This is a genomic window from Sulfuricurvum sp., from assembly GCF_031427015.1.
Taxonomy (GTDB): Bacteria; Campylobacterota; Campylobacteria; order Campylobacterales; family Sulfurimonadaceae; genus Sulfuricurvum.
In genome coordinates this window covers 132,373-146,773 of sequence record NZ_JASJOW010000006.1, presented here as the reverse complement: position 1 = coordinate 146,773, position 14,401 = coordinate 132,373, and the positions used below count along the sequence as shown (strand labels likewise).

Annotated in this window: 15 protein-coding genes and 1 tRNA gene; 4 read left to right on the top strand and 12 right to left on the bottom strand. The window is 40.0% G+C overall.

The genetic code is table 11. The annotated features are described in order from the left end of the window. Nucleotide 1: 1 nt before the first annotated feature. A tRNA-Asp gene (locus tag RMO68_RS11115) sits at nt 2-78 on the top strand. A 61-nt stretch (nt 79-139) separates the two neighbouring features. Further along, nucleotides 140-712: a DUF2238 domain-containing protein gene (locus RMO68_RS11180; RefSeq protein ID WP_409574829.1), complete on the top strand. Its 573-nt coding sequence runs from the start codon at nt 140-142 to the stop codon at nt 710-712. A gap of 7 nt (nt 713-719) precedes the next feature. Here RMO68_RS11180 and RMO68_RS11110 read toward each other — a convergent pair whose 3' ends face one another. The 10 genes from RMO68_RS11110 to hsdR all read right to left on the bottom strand — a co-directional run bounded on the left by RMO68_RS11110 (nt 720) and on the right by hsdR (nt 11,380). Further along, nucleotides 720-2,054 carry a copper oxidase gene (locus tag RMO68_RS11110; protein WP_310440826.1) on the bottom strand — a complete coding sequence of 445 codons (1,335 nt, stop codon included), beginning with the start codon at nt 2,052-2,054 and terminating at the stop codon, nt 720-722. Further along, nucleotides 2,054-3,397: a TolC family protein gene (locus RMO68_RS11105; RefSeq protein ID WP_310440825.1), complete on the bottom strand. Its 1,344-nt coding sequence runs from the start codon at nt 3,395-3,397 to the stop codon at nt 2,054-2,056. Before RMO68_RS11105 ends, RMO68_RS11110 begins: the two co-directional genes overlap by 1 nt. Further along, a complete protein-coding gene (locus tag RMO68_RS11100) occupies nt 3,388-3,588 on the bottom strand; it encodes a hypothetical protein (protein ID WP_310440824.1) in 201 nt (66 codons plus the stop codon). Before RMO68_RS11100 ends, RMO68_RS11105 begins: the two co-directional genes overlap by 10 nt. Continuing rightward, on the bottom strand, nt 3,585-3,911 hold the full coding sequence (locus RMO68_RS11095; RefSeq protein ID WP_310440823.1) for a copper-binding protein: 327 nt from the start codon (nt 3,909-3,911) through the stop codon (nt 3,585-3,587). Before RMO68_RS11095 ends, RMO68_RS11100 begins: the two co-directional genes overlap by 4 nt. Before the next feature lie 84 nt (nt 3,912-3,995). Continuing rightward, complete coding sequence (locus RMO68_RS11090; RefSeq protein WP_310440822.1) at nt 3,996-4,310, bottom strand: hypothetical protein; 315 nt, start codon at nt 4,308-4,310, stop codon at nt 3,996-3,998. A gap of 63 nt (nt 4,311-4,373) precedes the next feature. Continuing rightward, a complete protein-coding gene (locus tag RMO68_RS11085; RefSeq protein ID WP_310440821.1) occupies nt 4,374-4,943 on the bottom strand; it encodes a YigZ family protein in 570 nt (189 codons plus the stop codon). A gap of 339 nt (nt 4,944-5,282) precedes the next feature. Continuing rightward, nucleotides 5,283-5,693 (bottom strand): hypothetical protein, encoded by a 411-nt coding sequence (locus RMO68_RS11080; RefSeq protein ID WP_310440820.1) that lies wholly within the window; start codon nt 5,691-5,693, stop codon nt 5,283-5,285. 15 nt (nt 5,694-5,708) lie between these two features. Then, the gene (locus RMO68_RS11075) at nt 5,709-7,562 is read right to left on the bottom strand and encodes a restriction endonuclease subunit S (RefSeq protein ID WP_310440819.1); all 1,854 of its coding nucleotides are present in this window, start codon (nt 7,560-7,562) and stop codon (nt 5,709-5,711) included. After that, the gene (locus tag RMO68_RS11070; RefSeq protein ID WP_310440818.1) at nt 7,555-8,991 is read right to left on the bottom strand and encodes an N-6 DNA methylase; all 1,437 of its coding nucleotides are present in this window, start codon (nt 8,989-8,991) and stop codon (nt 7,555-7,557) included. The genes RMO68_RS11075 and RMO68_RS11070 overlap by 8 nt, the downstream gene beginning before the upstream one ends. Nucleotide 8,992: 1 nt before the next feature. After that, entirely contained in the window at nt 8,993-11,380 is a 2,388-nt protein-coding gene (gene hsdR / locus RMO68_RS11065) for an EcoAI/FtnUII family type I restriction enzme subunit R (protein WP_310440817.1), read from the bottom strand. 170 nt (nt 11,381-11,550) lie between these two features. Here hsdR and mutY point away from each other — a divergent pair, with 170 nt between their 5' ends. Continuing rightward, nucleotides 11,551-12,540 (top strand): A/G-specific adenine glycosylase, encoded by a 990-nt coding sequence (gene mutY / locus RMO68_RS11060; protein ID WP_310440816.1) that lies wholly within the window; start codon nt 11,551-11,553, stop codon nt 12,538-12,540. Further along, complete coding sequence (locus RMO68_RS11055) at nt 12,524-12,964, top strand: hypothetical protein (RefSeq protein WP_310440815.1); 441 nt, start codon at nt 12,524-12,526, stop codon at nt 12,962-12,964. Before mutY ends, RMO68_RS11055 begins: the two co-directional genes overlap by 17 nt. Here RMO68_RS11055 and RMO68_RS11050 read toward each other — a convergent pair. Continuing rightward, a complete protein-coding gene (locus RMO68_RS11050; RefSeq protein ID WP_310440814.1) occupies nt 12,954-13,685 on the bottom strand; it encodes an ATP-binding protein in 732 nt (243 codons plus the stop codon). The genes RMO68_RS11055 and RMO68_RS11050 overlap by 11 nt on opposite strands. A 16-nt stretch (nt 13,686-13,701) precedes the next feature. After that, the gene (locus tag RMO68_RS11045; RefSeq protein WP_310440813.1) at nt 13,702-14,394 is read right to left on the bottom strand and encodes a 5'-methylthioadenosine/adenosylhomocysteine nucleosidase; all 693 of its coding nucleotides are present in this window, start codon (nt 14,392-14,394) and stop codon (nt 13,702-13,704) included. Nucleotides 14,395-14,401: the final 7 nt, after the last annotated feature.

Sequence of the window (14,401 nt, the reverse complement as noted above, 5' to 3'; positions counted from 1 at the left end):
TGCAGCGGTAGTTCAGTTGGTTAGAATGCCTGCCTGTCACGCAGGAGGTCGCGGGTTCGAGTCCCGTCCGCTGCGCCACCTTTACCTCTCTCTTAATTTATCTCCAAAACTTACCCTTTATCTATGTTATTATGTTCCCATGAAACTTAAATCAATACTTTTTATTATCTACCTTATCATTTGGTTACTCTTGGCGATTGATCCACGGTACCGCAGCGATTGGCTATTGGAAAATCTTTTGGTCTTTATCGCACTTCCGATAATTCTTTGGAGTGAAAGAAAATATGGTTTTTCTGAGGCCAGTACGTGGATGCTTTTTCTATTTTTTATTTTACATGCCATTGGGGCACACTATACCTACAGCGAAATGCCTTTTTTTACCCCTGTAACCGAATTTTTTGGATTTGAACGGAATCATTATGATCGCCTTGTCCATTTTATGTTTGCTTTTTTACTTTTTTTACCGTTTTATGAATTGTTTTCCTCTTTTCAAAAACTAAAATCCAATGCATGGCTACTCACTGTTCTTTTTCTTATCGCGCTTTCAGGAGTATACGAAGTGTTGGAGTGGGGGGCGACTGAAGTCACCCATCCTGAGCTTGGAACTGCCTTTCTAGGGATGCAAGGAGACTCATGGGATGCTCAAAAAGATATGGCAGCATCCTATCTTGGAATCTTTCTTTTCATTCTGTTATGGAAACGGGTCAAATAACGCTCCGCTAAATTTTATGTGCAATACTCCCTTTGGGATGCACATACCAGCCCGGATCACTGTAATCGCCTTTAGGCTGGTTTTTACGCACTTTTACAACGGTAAACATCCCTCCCATTTCAATCGGGCCGAACGGCCCTCGCCCACTCATCATCGGCAAGGTATTTTCAGGAAGCTTCATCCCCATCTCCACCATATCCTGCATCTCTGCCATCCCGTTTTTTCCCATCGGCATATACATATAATCGGGCATTAGATCGCTGATTTTTTCGGTGAGGTCATCTTGCTTGACTCCAAGCATATTGGGAACACTGTGCCCCATCGGACCCATCGTATGATGTGACTTATGGCAATGCAGAGACCAATCCCCCTCTTCGGTAGCAACAAATTCAAACGCCCTCACTTGTCCCACCCCGACGTCGATAGTAACTTCAGGCCAACGTGCCCCTTTTGGAACCCATCCCCCATCGGTACATGTCACCTCAAACGTATGTCCGTGCATGTGAATCGGATGGTTCGTCATCGTCAAATTCCCGACACGGATACGTACACGATCTCCTACTCGAATGTTCATCGAATCAATCCCGGGAAATACTCGGGAGTTAAAACTCCAAATATTAAACTCAGTCATTGTTGAAGGATTGGGGGTATAGGTTCCCGGCGCCACATCATAGCTCGCTAACAGAAAACAAAAATCCCGATCCACTTTATGCTCTTTGAGATTTTTGGGATGAACGATAAACATCCCCATCGCCCCCATCGCCATCTGTACCATCTCATCCGCATGAGGATGATACATAAAGGTTCCACTTTGACGAAGGGTAAATTCATAGACATAGGTTTCACCGGGTGCTATCTGCGGCTGGGTCAATCCCCCTACCCCATCCATTCCGTTAGGGAGGATTAATCCGTGCCAATGAATCGTCGTATGTTCAGGGAGCTTATTTGTGACGATCAGCCGTATCCGATCTCCCTCGACCGCTTCAATCGTCGGTCCCGGAGAAGTACCGTTATATCCCCAACAATTTACGACCATACCGGGGGCAAACTCACGAACAACCGGTTCAGCAATGAGATGAAACTCTTTGACCCCCTCTTTCATTTCATACGGGAGACTCCACCCATTGAGCGTTACGACGGGATTATAATTTTTCCCCTCTTTCGGAGTAATAAGCGTGGCAGGAGAAAGTACCCGTTTCGGATTTTTGACAAGGGTAAGTTGACGTTTTTGACTCCCGGGTGCCGCATGGTCATGTTCGGATGCTTTGAGATGAGGACTCAGTGCCGCGGATGCGATTAATGCCGCACCCAAACCCAAAAAATTGCGTCTATCGTGTCCCATCAGAGTTTCCCCCCTATCGTGTATTCTAAATCTGCTTGTGCTTTTTGGTACTCTCCCAACGCATCAAGTGCTTCCATTTTTGACTCACCGGCTCGTCGCTGATCTTCAAGCAATTCATAAATCCCGTCCAACATTCCATTATAAAAAAGCTGCGTCTCTTCTAAAATTTGTTGATTTAGTGTCACGATTGTCTCGTCATAGCTACGGGAAATATCGTAGGCGTAATGAAATTTCGCATATCCTTCACGCACCTCAGATCGAATATTGGTAGCTGTTTCCATTAGACGATGAACGTTTTGATTGTAAATCGCTTGAGCCTTACTCACCCGAGCTTGCCCGAAATCAAAAATCGGAATAGGGAGTTTTATCCCAAAAGTATTGAACCGTTTTTCATCGGTTGTTTTTTCACTCTCGAGTGAAAGTTCTAACTCGTTTAAAAGCCGTGTATTTGAGGTATACCCCGCTTGTAGCGCTGCATAATCGACCGCTTTCATCGCACCTTGCATATCAAGCCGATTCATAATCGCACGTTTTTCCAATCCTGATTCCGAGATTGTAGACTCAACGCGTCGCAAAGGTTCAGTACTCAATGAATAATGGGTTTGTACTCCGTAAAGCCCAAGCATTTTATTCAATGTTTCCCGTGCCGATCCGTTCTCACGAGAGAGTTTAATAAATTCTATGCGAGAGTGCTCATAACTCTCTTGAATTTTTAGCATATCTCGCTTAGAGAGATTACCTGCGGTGTATTGACGAGCCGCAAGTTGGAGAGCAGCTTCATGCGACTTCAAAATTGACCGATACAATACAAGTTTTTCTTCAGCCAAACGCGCCTCAACATAGCTCTTTTTTACATCCCGTACCGTACGTAAAACAGTGTTAGCCACAAGTGCTTTTGTCTCTTCAAATGCCAGCCCGCTCAATTCGCGACGCAAAGGAATCCAAAGAAGATCCAAAAATGCCATTTCTACGCTTAGCGTAGAAGTAGTCACCCCATTACTGCGGCCGATACTGTAACCTAAGAGGGGATTTTGCATCAATCCCGCTTCGACCAATTCACTTTGTGCAATGCCGATCTCTTCGTAGGTTTGTTGTAAGGAACGGTTATTAATCAGCATAATACGAACTGCATTCTCTTGTGTCACAGGCTTCGAAAGGAGTAATGCGACACTCTCATCTACACTCACAGACTCTTGCTGTGTTTTAATCCATTGAAGATTTTTCACTCCTCGCTCTGACGTCATTTGATTTACCGAATCAAATGCTTCCTGTTGAGAAACAGTAGAACATCCCCAAAGGGATAAAAGTACTACGAATGATACGCTCAGGTGATTTAGAACCATTTTGCACTTCCATGCCCTGTCGTATTTTGATCCTCTTTTTGGACACACCCTTCATCAGCGACCTCTACAGGAGGAGGAGGTGAAACGTAAACACTTTTCCCTTCCGAAGCATCAGGTGATGCAGGAGAATTTTTTACCTCTTTAGCACTTACGCCGATCACTAAAAGTAATGCAATAAGAATGCGGCTCATTTAGCCATCTTTACGATGATATTTTTTCCATCTTTTTGAATAAACTCAAAATTGACTCGATCTCCCACTTCCAACGGATGTGTCAAATCGTGATCGATTACCTCAAATTGCATGTTCATAGAGGGCCATTTAAGCTCAGCAATCGGATCGTGGAAAATCCGTAAACTCTCGTGATTGGCAGCAATGGATTTTACGGTTCCGCTGGCATGAATTGTTTTAGAACTTATATTTGCTGAGGAAGAATGGTCGTGGTGCTCATCCCCCATTCCCATTAATGGTGAAAGAGAGAGGGATAAAACTAAAATGAGAGGTGAAAACTTCATAATAAACTCCTTTTTAAACAGTTTAACGGAGTTCTTTGTATTTTATATCAATATAATATTAATGATATTAATACTTCCCTTCTTCTATTCTCCGCTATTTGAATAAACACGAACCAAATCACTCCGCTTCACATTTTTAGATGCGGAAGAGAGTTCACTCAACTGTTCGGAACTCATTCCAAACCCTTCGCTATTCGCATAAAGCGTTGAAGATTTAATCTCTGTCTGAAGTTGATCAAACGAATTATTCTTCTCTACCGGATTCTGGGCTTCCGTTTCTACTTTAGCCTCTTCTTTTTGGTTCTGTTGGGACTCTTCTTGTTTCATTGCCGGATCAGGCTGACCCACTTGAAAAGGTTGAGAATAAGGACTTTGAAAAAGATAGGAACTGACGGTCATGGTACACCTCCGTATTTGGAAAATTTACATCCAAATAGCACAAAATAAGATTAAATACTTAAATTAAAAAATACTCCGACCTAATACGTTGTAAAACTGTTCCAGATTTTCAACACTCCCCTCAATCTTGAAAACAGCTCCCTTCTCACCGAATGTTTTTTCAATACAGCGAATCGCTTTTTGAGACATTTCATATTCGATCATAGAAACATTGGAGTAATGACATTCAATGCTCTTTATCATCAATTTTTCATACGGGTAGAAAACGGCTTGCGAATATGCCGCATTTGCCGCTTCCGCATAGGCACGAACCAGTCCTCCGGGTCCAAGCTTCGTACCTCCGAAATAGCGTACCGTGATAATCGCGGTATTAATGAGTTCATGCCCTTGTAATACGGCGAGAGTCGGTTTTCCTGAGGTCCCTTTGGGCTCGCCGTCATCACCGCTATATTCAACGATCTGATCAAACTCATTGAGATAACGATAAGCACTCACCCAATGGACGGCTTTAGGGTGTTCGGATCGAAGATGCACCAACTGTTCCTCATACATCACGATGGGCATTAAATACGCAAGAAATTTAGACCCTTTAATTTCGATTGTATCAGTAAAAATTTGATTCACGGTTTTCATAGATGCGATTATACCATTTGCAATACTGGCACATTAAAAATCAAGGGTTTAAATTGCAAGCTATCCTTAAAAAATTTTAAGTATAATTTCAGTCCAATTGCATTCTGAGATATGCTCAATATAAAAAACCGACAAATAAAGCCGATTTATATTGGATTAATTAAAGTGTGTTAAGATAGTGACAAGATGTTCCGCTTAAAGTTTACTTGGGTAGATTTTAAGTGGCATATTCTATTGGTATGTCCATTTTTTATCCTTAAAAACCATCGGAGTCCGTTTCGAACGTCAGGCTGGGGTTAACTCATCAGTCCACACCCGTAGAATGCAGTAGTTTCTGGTCTACTGCCCCTCTTCTCCTATCGTAAATAATGTTTTCAAATTGATTGTTTTATCTTGATGAACTCTTACTTTAACCAACTTCACTATATTGCCATTATACTTTTTGTAAAACTTATAAACGAGTTGTGATTTTCCTGTTCTTCGATCTATTGTGTTTTCTTTTTCTATACTATTGAAATTTTTTAGTATATCTGGAATATAGCACAAATAATGATGGTCTAGCGGATGTCTATTATAGACATGGCGAATATCATTACAATGAATATAGCATTTATAACCCGTCAAATTTAGATTTAAAATACTATGTACCCGTTTTATACACTTTTCATGCAAAGGAAACGTGATGTAATCTTGAGAGTTGCTATCTGACAATGCAACTTTCATTAAATCACAGATAAGTTGTTTGGGCATACTCCATATTTCCTTTTACAACAGATTTTTACTTTTCATCCATTCAATCGCTTTTTCCCATGTCTCAACAGCTATATTTTTCTTATTATCATGCCAGTTATTCCGTGCTTCATTAATAAGTATTGCATCGGTAATAGATATGTTAGTCTTTTTCAAATCCGAGTTAGCACTGAAAAGTGTTGCTACGATTTCCGCCTGTAATGTCCTCATCGGTTTCATCAGTTGAAAAATATGTTCTATTTTTTTATGATCCCAATACCGCCCCACATATTTTTTGTACTCTTCTACTTTTTCAAGCGGATGGTAAACATATCTGCTTATTTCACCCTCTAGTTTTTTGACTTCAAACCATTTGGCTTTTTTTAGTTGAGAGTCCACAGATCGAATCAGTTTTGGATCATACGGACCCATAGCGTGACGTTTATAGTCTGTATCAAAATCCAGATTATTGACCGCTTCACACATAAACAGCATTTTTTGGAGCTTCACATGTCCGAAGAAAAGGTCATCTTGACTGTTATCGATCAAATAGGCGGCAAGGACACTACGTTGGAAAGTTTTAGGTGCCTGCGGTTCCGATTTTTCTTCAAACGCCTCTTTAAGAACTGCCTGCATTAACATTTCAGTATTAGCTTTTGAATCTTTAATCTGCTGTTCAAGTTCATCACAAATATCAAATAAAGAATTAACTCTTTGAACTATGTTGCTTTGCTCATTTTCTGAGGGAAAAGGTAATATTATATTTCGTAGGACTTCTTGAGTTAGCTGATTAATACCAGTGCTTTTTTCATCATCAAATTGGTTCCTAAATATATTGGATTGTAAGAACAAATACACATAATTATAAAAAGGGCTTCTAAAAGTAGTCATAAAAGCCCCAAACGACATTCCATCTTCCATTATTAATGCAGACTTTCCTACTAAATGCTTACTACCATTCCTTGCACAAATTAAGATATCTCCTTTATTTAGCATCTTTTTTTCATTGACTTTTGTTTTGACATAAACTAAATCATGATAATTTATTTGACCATTCTTTATGTTATTTGATCTCAAAACAGGTAATCCATCATCAGAAATATCTAAAGGGCTATAAGTAAGGCCTATGTTTGTTTCACCAATATCACCTAATCGAATCCATTCCCAATTATCAGGCACATCAAACGGAATTTCATCTTCATTGACTTTTGGAAGCGGCTTTTCTTTTTTAATTAGTCGTTCTTTTTCTGCTCTAATTTTTTCGAGTAATTTAGATACTGGTTCGACATCAGGAATTTCTTTTCGCCATTGCGCTGTCAATTTACCTTCGATAGCTTCTTGAAGGATAGCTTGACGCAATTTTGATACTAAATTTAGTTGAATTTCAATTTCTTCTGCTAAACCAGATTTCCTAATAGATTCAACTCGTTGGATAAACTTTTTTTGCTCTTCAAGAGAAAAATCAGGTATTTCAATCAACTCAAAAAGTTGCTGCGGCGTCAAATATTTACGATTTGTGCTTCCTGATGAATACTTAGTAATATGCTCATGAAAAGAAGAGACTTGAAATAACGTTTCTAAAAAATTTGGAAGTATTTTTGATGTATCAATATTAGCCAAAGCCATGTTAGTAGAAGCCAAAGAACCGATATGTTCTTCTTTTGTTAAGCCAAACGCACCATTTTTAGTGTCAACTTTGCACCACATAAGCTGATCTTTTTTTATTACCTGATATTGCTTCATTGTAAGTTCTTTGCCTACAACACTTCTTCTAATTACGACACCTTTACCATAACTTTGAACACCAGCAATACAATATTCGCCATCGTCCTTAATATCAATTTTATTACGCTTATCTAATTGTAGAACATCACCTAATTTTTTAAGCATTCATCAACTCAGCATTCAATTTAATTAGCAGATCATTACTTTTAGAAAATGATTGATGGATCATCCCCATAAGTTCAGAAGCAGTATAAATATGCTCTTCTTCTTTTTGATGAGGATTTTTCATATCGAGGTTATATCCACTATTTTTTATGATCTCGATATCGACTTTCCATGCTTGTTCATGTTCTACACGGTTATTCCACCACTCTTTAATCGGATCAAACTCTTTAATTTCTATCAATTTTGTTTTGGAGTAAGATTTTTGTCCTTCTGGAAGCTGATGTTCATAATACCAAACCTCTTTGGTCGGTTCTCCTTTGGTAAAAAAGAGAAGGTTCGTAGCAACACTGGCGTAGGGTTGAAAAACCGAGTTCGGAAGTCTAACTACAGTGTGAAGATTACAATCTTCGAGTAACTTTTGACGAATACGAGCTTTTACCCCATCCCCTGTTAAAGAACCGTCAGGAAGAACAATACCCGCTCTTCCTCCATCTTTTAGAAATTGAATAATAAGTATTAAAAACAAATCTGCCGATTCTTTCGTGCGATATGTCATCGGAAAGTTCATCTCCATCCCGTCCGTCACATTTCCACCAAACGGAGGATTGGCGAGGATAACATCCACTCTGTCTTTTTGGGTGATAGAACTTAACTCTTTTGAGAGGGCATCATCATATTCGATATTCGGCACTTCGATGTCATGTAATACTAGATTTGTAAGTGCCAACATATGAGGAAGCGGTTTAAGCTCCACCCCTTTTATAGACTTTTGAAGCGTCAGACGATCATCGATATTTTTGACCTCTTTTTGTCGAATATGTTCAATCGCAGAGGTGAGAAATCCTCCCGTTCCGCAAGCAGGGTCAAAAACAATTTCACCGAGTTTCGGATCAACCATATCGGTGATAAAACTGGTAATCGCACGAGGGGTATAAAACTCTCCGCTATCCCCTGCACTTTGTAGCTCTTTGAGAATCGTTTCATAAATATCTCCAAACATATGACGGTCTTCTGAGCTGTTGAAATTGACTTCATTGAGCTTGTTAATAACCTGTCGGATAATCGTCCCCGACTTCATATAGTTATTATTTCCCTCGAACACTTCACGGACTAAAATTGCCCGTTTATTGGTCGTTCCTAATGCCAATTTTTGCAAAGTAGGAAATAGCTCCGTATTGATAAATACTAAAAGAGCATCCCCTGTTAATCCCTCATCATCAGAAGCCCAATTTCGCCATTGCAATTGACTAGGGATCGGCGAAACGTAGGTATCATCGAGGAGTTCCATTTCGATGTCTTTGTCATCAAATATTTTAAGAAAAATCATCCATCCGAGTTGTTCGATTCGTTGAGCGTCACCGTTGACACCCTTATCCCCACGCATTAATGATCTAATTGATTTAATAATTCCACTGATGTTATGACCCAACTTATGCTACCTTATATAATTCGTTTTCTAGTTCTGCTATAACTTGTAAATATTTTTGTTTTCCACCGAATAGGGAGACAATCTCCACAGGTGATCCAATTTGATCGAACGGTTGAACCGTCAGAACTTTCATGCTCTCGATATTTTCGATACCTTCATCGGCATATTTATCCAAAAGAGCTTCCAATACGGATTTTGCTTTCTCCCCGTATTTGGTGAAATAGTCTCGTTTTTTGACATTATCCGCCCGTTCTCTTCGACTGAGCGGCGGTTTATCAAATGCGGCATGACATATTAAATCAAAAATATCCATATCGCGACCGATCTCTTCTCGAAAGTTATCAAAAATAATCCCTTTTTCTTCCAACTCGTCAATGATAACCTGCTTTCGCTCACTCAAACTCCATCGATTAAGAAAATCATCCAACGAAGTAAACTCTTGTTTCACCTGCTGTTTAGTGTAGTCCTTGAGACTTCCTGTAATCAGTTTCCCATCGGTATCCATATATTGAATACGTTCGTTAAGAACTGCTACGTTGACCCCATTAACAAAGATTTTTTCACGAGGCTCATGCGGTGGCTCGTCAATCTCTCCACCCTCGCGAATCGTCGGTATTTCAAAAATTATCTCTTCGCCCGTCTCTTCATCGGTAATCGGCTCATCACCATTCTCTTCGTCTTCGGGTGTTTCAATCTCATCGTCTTCTAAAATTTCTTTGATTCTGACAGGATCACCGTCAAAATTAGAATCTGCAAACAAATCCGTTACATTTCTAAAATCCATAATGGTGAAAAAAGTTTTCCCATATTCCTCATTGATACGAGTCCCACGACCGATGATTTGTTTAAACTCCGTCATTGAAGCGATATTACTATCAAGAACGATTAACTTACATGTTTGAGCATCAACCCCTGTCGTCATGAGTTTGGAGGTTGTGGCTATAACGGGGTAACGTTCTTGCGGATTGATGAAGTTGTCCAACTCCATTTTACCCTCTTGATTATCACCAGTAATCTGCATAATGTATTTTGGATTTTGAGCCATTAAATCCGCATTTTCATTCGCAAGTGCGGCTCTCATCCGTTCCGCGTGGTTAATGTCGATACAAAAGACGATTGTTTTATCAAAACGGTTGGTTTTTTTCAAAAATTCGGTAATCTTTTTAGCGACAGTTTCAGTTCGCTCATCGATAACAAGATTTTTTTCAAAATCTTTTTTATTGTAGAGTCTGTCTTCAATCTCATTACCAAATTTATCAGTTTTACCTTTTTCAGGTCTCCACCCTTCCAAATCAACATTCAAGCCGACACGAATAACTTTGTAAGGGGCGAGAAATCCATCTTCAATTCCCTGCTTGAGTGAATAAGTGTAAATCGGATCACCAAAATATTCAGTGCTTGAAATCTCGTTTGTCTCTTTGGGAGTAGCAGTTAAACCGATATGTGTTGCACTTTTGAAATATTCTAAAATTTCTCTCCACGCACTGTCTTCGGAGGCACTTCCACGATGACACTCATCGATAACGATTAGATCAAAGAAATCAGAGCTAAATTCGCGGTATGCATCTTTATCTTCATCGTAATTGGTCAATCCTTGATACAAAGCCAAATAAATTTCAAACGATTTATCAATTTTCTTTTGCTTAACTACCGTCATAACCTCTTTGAAATGTCGAAAATCACCCCGTTTGGTTTGATCGATGAGGGCATTTCTATCGGCAAGAAAGAGAATCCGTTTTTTCGTTCCACTCTTCCAAAGTCGATAAATAATCTGAAATGCGGTATAAGTTTTCCCCGTCCCCGTCGCCATTGTTAAAAGAAGTCTATTTTGACCCTTGGCGATTGCTTCGACCGTTCGATTAATAGCTATTTGTTGATAATATCTCGGACTTCGATTTCCCCCATCAAAATAATAATCTTGTGAAATGATTTTTTCTTCTTCGGGAGAAGTGATACCCTTGTATTTTTGGTATCGTTTCCATAACTCTTCGGGTGATGGAAAATTATCCAATGAAATTTCACGCTCAATCTGCCCCATCGATAGGGTTTTATCGTGTTCGTAAAATCCATCTCCATTACTACTAAATACGGTAGGAATATCTAAAATGATGGAGTATTCAATCCCTTGCTGTATTCCAGCCTTTACAGTGTGATTGTTATCTTTTGCTTCAATGATGGCAATAGGGATATTAGGCTTATAGTAGAGGATATAATCAGCCCGTTTTCTAGCTCCACGAGCAGTTTTATTTCCTTTGACATAAATTCTACCATCGGTAAAACCCACTTCTTCTCGAACTTGGGTTTCAATATTCCACCCCGCTTTCTTCAAAGCAGGTGTAATAAATTGGGTGCAAATATCTCTTTCTGACAAATCTTTTTTAGAAGCCATACAGCACCTTTTCGCCCAATATATATGATTCTTAATTATAGCTAAATATGTCGAACTATCAAAATGAGATTTGCATGGCACCTCATTCATTTATCACCTATTTTGCTTTAATAATCAAACCTCTTCTTTTGAGATATATTCGTGTTTTAAGATTTAGCTACAATTCTAAAATGAAATCAAGCCCTCAACAATCACTATTGCATTGGTATGAGACCCACGGCCGTCATGACTTGCCGTGGCGCACAACCGATAATCCCTATCACATTTATCTTAGCGAAATAATGCTCCAACAAACACAGGTAAAAACTGTCCTAGAGCGGTTCTATTTTCCCTTCCTGGAAGCGTTTCCTACACTCGCCGATGTAGCCTCTTCTGACCTCGATGATGTCCTAAAAAAATGGGAAGGATTAGGCTACTACACACGTGCACGCAATCTCCATCATGCCGCTCGTCAATGCGGAGGAAATTTACCGAACAACGCCCATGATCTCATGCAACTTAGCGGTGTCGGACGCTCCACAGCCCACGCCATTGCCGCCTTTGCCTACAAAGAAGCTCTACCAATACTCGATGCTAACGTCAAACGAATTTTGCACCGTTATTTCGCCCTCACTGCACGCAATGAAAAAAAATTGTGGGAATATGCCTATATCCTATTTGATCCTCACCATCCGTTTGAATACAATCAAGCAATGATGGATATAGGATCAACTGTATGCCTCGCTAAAAAGCCACTCTGTGCTCTTTGTCCGCTGGAGCATACGTGTCAAGGCAAATCTGATCCGCTCTCTTATCCCGAGCCGAAAATACCGAAAATAAAACCGATTCGCCAATGTTCCATCATACTCTATCAACGTGAAAAACGGTACGCTCTGAAGCAACGATCAAGCCGTTTTTTACATGGGTTATGGGGATTTTCCGAAGTCGAATCCAAAATCATACACGGCGAATATCTAGGTCATATCACACAGCACTACTCCCATTTTACGCTTGAAGCTGAAATCTATCAGAGTGATGAAGATCTAAGTGATGAAACCTTTGAGTGGTTCCTTCTCTCTGAAATAGCTTCACTTTCCCTAAGTCGTGCCGACCATAAAGCTATTGAGTTATTACGGTATAATCTGAAAAAAGAGGGAGATCGAGATGCTAAAATCCATTAAAAACTACTTTTTTAGCGCATTTCGAGAAATTTTTGTCTATCATCACTCTTCATTGGAATTTCGTGCCAAAACCTATGCTGTTCTGATTGCCAGTTCCCACGAACCGCTCAGTAATTATCAAAATACCTTAAATGAAATCGCTTCTGAAATCTATTCTGAACCCGATCGTGCCAATGCATTGGTCATTACGGTAAAAGAGTATCTAAAAAATATCCATATAAAAAAACAGAGGGGAGAAGAAGCATTGCTTATTGAAGTTATTCGAGAACTTCGTCAAGTCCCCCGTTACGCACTTAAAATCGAACCTGAGCATCTTACACGTTTGCAATCGTGCACGAATGATGAAGATTCTCTCATCTATCAAGACCGCCTAATCGATTTTTTAAAACAAAAGCGGCTTGAATATCGAGAACTTAAACGTTAAAACGTTTCGGATCAAAGAACGTATCATCACTGATATGCCCGAATGCGGAATTAATGGATACGAAAAGATCCGGATATTTCTCTTCCATTTCATGAAGCATTGTTTTCATCGAAGCACGGGCATGAGGCATTTTTACATCAAACCGCATTGAAGGGCACGCTTCATCCCCGATAGTCGGCATCTCATTTTCTAAAGCACATGCGGCAAGCTGACGTTCACGCAGCTGTATCAACGGACGGATAACCATTAACCCGTTTCCCGCCTTATATTTTGGTGCAAGAGCTCTCATATGACCGTTGTAAATCAGATTCATAAAAAAGCTCTCTGCCGTGTCATCGAGATGATGTCCGAGAGCCACTTTATTGCATCCGTATTCAACTGCCGCACTGTACAGAGCACCACGTCGCATACGGGAAAAAAAGCTGCAAAACGAAGAGTTTTGACGAATCTTTTCTCCCGCAATCTCATAGGTATTGGTCTCATAAATTTTATGCGGAATATCATACGTCGCACAATGATTTATAAGTGCGGAGAAATCTTCACCCATCCCGTAGGTCACGGTTACTGCAATAATTTCAAATTTAAACGGAGCACGTCGCTGCTGTTCGCGCATCGCATGTACCATAGTCAGTGAATCTTTCCCGCCGCTCAAACCGACAAGAATTTTATCACCCTCTTCGATAAGACCAAATTCGGCATTGGTTCGACCGATTTGGCGCATAATCTTTTTACTAAGCTTAATCCCCAAGATGTTCTACCATTGTCAAAATAAATTTAGCACTTACTTTTGCCGAACTCTTTAAAAACGTATCGAAATCCATCCCTGCATCGCCGTCCGCCGTATCGCTGATGGCACGGAGAACAAAAAACGGAACATTGAAGTTATGACACACACATGCCACACTCGCCCCTTCCATCTCCAATGCATCGGCTTTAAACGTTGCCTCAATCCATGCTTTTCTCTCAGCTGATGCAACAAACTGATCACCTGTCGCGATAATCCCCTCTTTTACTTTTACACTCAAATCTGCCGCTACTTTCGATGCAATAGCTAAAAGTGATTTATCCGCTTCAATCATAACCGAACCTTCAGGGATAAAACCGAAAGGGTGTCCAAATGCCGTAATATCAACATCATGCTGACACAAGGCACTCGCCATAACAAGATCACCGATTTTCAAATCTTTGCTGATCCCCCCTGCTACTCCGCTAAAAAGAAGTTTTTCTGCATGAAAACGTTCAATCATTACCGATGCGGTAATGGCGGAGAATACTTTCCCTATTTTTGAATAGGCAATAACAAGCTCATGTCCTCCGTACGTGCATTCGTAAAAAACATTTCCGGCATGTTCAATGGTCGTATAATTACCGACCGTTTCCAAAATTGGATCAATCTCTTCGCGCATTGCGCCCATGATAGCTATTTTCATTTTTTTC

Excerpts from the sequence above, each read along its gene's own strand:
- hsdR (WP_310440817.1), bottom strand. The coding sequence starts at position 11,380 with ATGGCTTCTAAAAAAGATTTGTCAGAAAGAGATATTTGCACCCAATTT.
- RMO68_RS11055 (WP_310440815.1), top strand. The coding sequence starts at position 12,524 with ATGCTAAAATCCATTAAAAACTACTTTTTTAGCGCATTTCGAGAAATT.
- RMO68_RS11090 (WP_310440822.1), bottom strand. The coding sequence starts at position 4,310 with ATGACCGTCAGTTCCTATCTTTTTCAAAGTCCTTATTCTCAACCTTTT.
- RMO68_RS11110 (WP_310440826.1), bottom strand. The coding sequence starts at position 2,054 with ATGGGACACGATAGACGCAATTTTTTGGGTTTGGGTGCGGCATTAATC.
- mutY (WP_310440816.1), top strand. The coding sequence starts at position 11,551 with ATGAAATCAAGCCCTCAACAATCACTATTGCATTGGTATGAGACCCAC.
- RMO68_RS11095 (WP_310440823.1), bottom strand. The coding sequence starts at position 3,911 with ATGAAGTTTTCACCTCTCATTTTAGTTTTATCCCTCTCTCTTTCACCA.
- RMO68_RS11045 (WP_310440813.1), bottom strand. The coding sequence starts at position 14,394 with ATGAAAATAGCTATCATGGGCGCAATGCGCGAAGAGATTGATCCAATT.
- RMO68_RS11100 (WP_310440824.1), bottom strand. The coding sequence starts at position 3,588 with ATGAGCCGCATTCTTATTGCATTACTTTTAGTGATCGGCGTAAGTGCT.
- RMO68_RS11180 (WP_409574829.1), top strand. The coding sequence starts at position 140 with ATGAAACTTAAATCAATACTTTTTATTATCTACCTTATCATTTGGTTA.
- RMO68_RS11085 (WP_310440821.1), bottom strand. The coding sequence starts at position 4,943 with ATGAAAACCGTGAATCAAATTTTTACTGATACAATCGAAATTAAAGGG.
- RMO68_RS11105 (WP_310440825.1), bottom strand. The coding sequence starts at position 3,397 with ATGGTTCTAAATCACCTGAGCGTATCATTCGTAGTACTTTTATCCCTT.
- RMO68_RS11050 (WP_310440814.1), bottom strand. The coding sequence starts at position 13,685 with ATGCGCCAAATCGGTCGAACCAATGCCGAATTTGGTCTTATCGAAGAG.
- RMO68_RS11080 (WP_310440820.1), bottom strand. The coding sequence starts at position 5,693 with ATGCCCAAACAACTTATCTGTGATTTAATGAAAGTTGCATTGTCAGAT.
- RMO68_RS11075 (WP_310440819.1), bottom strand. The coding sequence starts at position 7,562 with ATGCTTAAAAAATTAGGTGATGTTCTACAATTAGATAAGCGTAATAAA.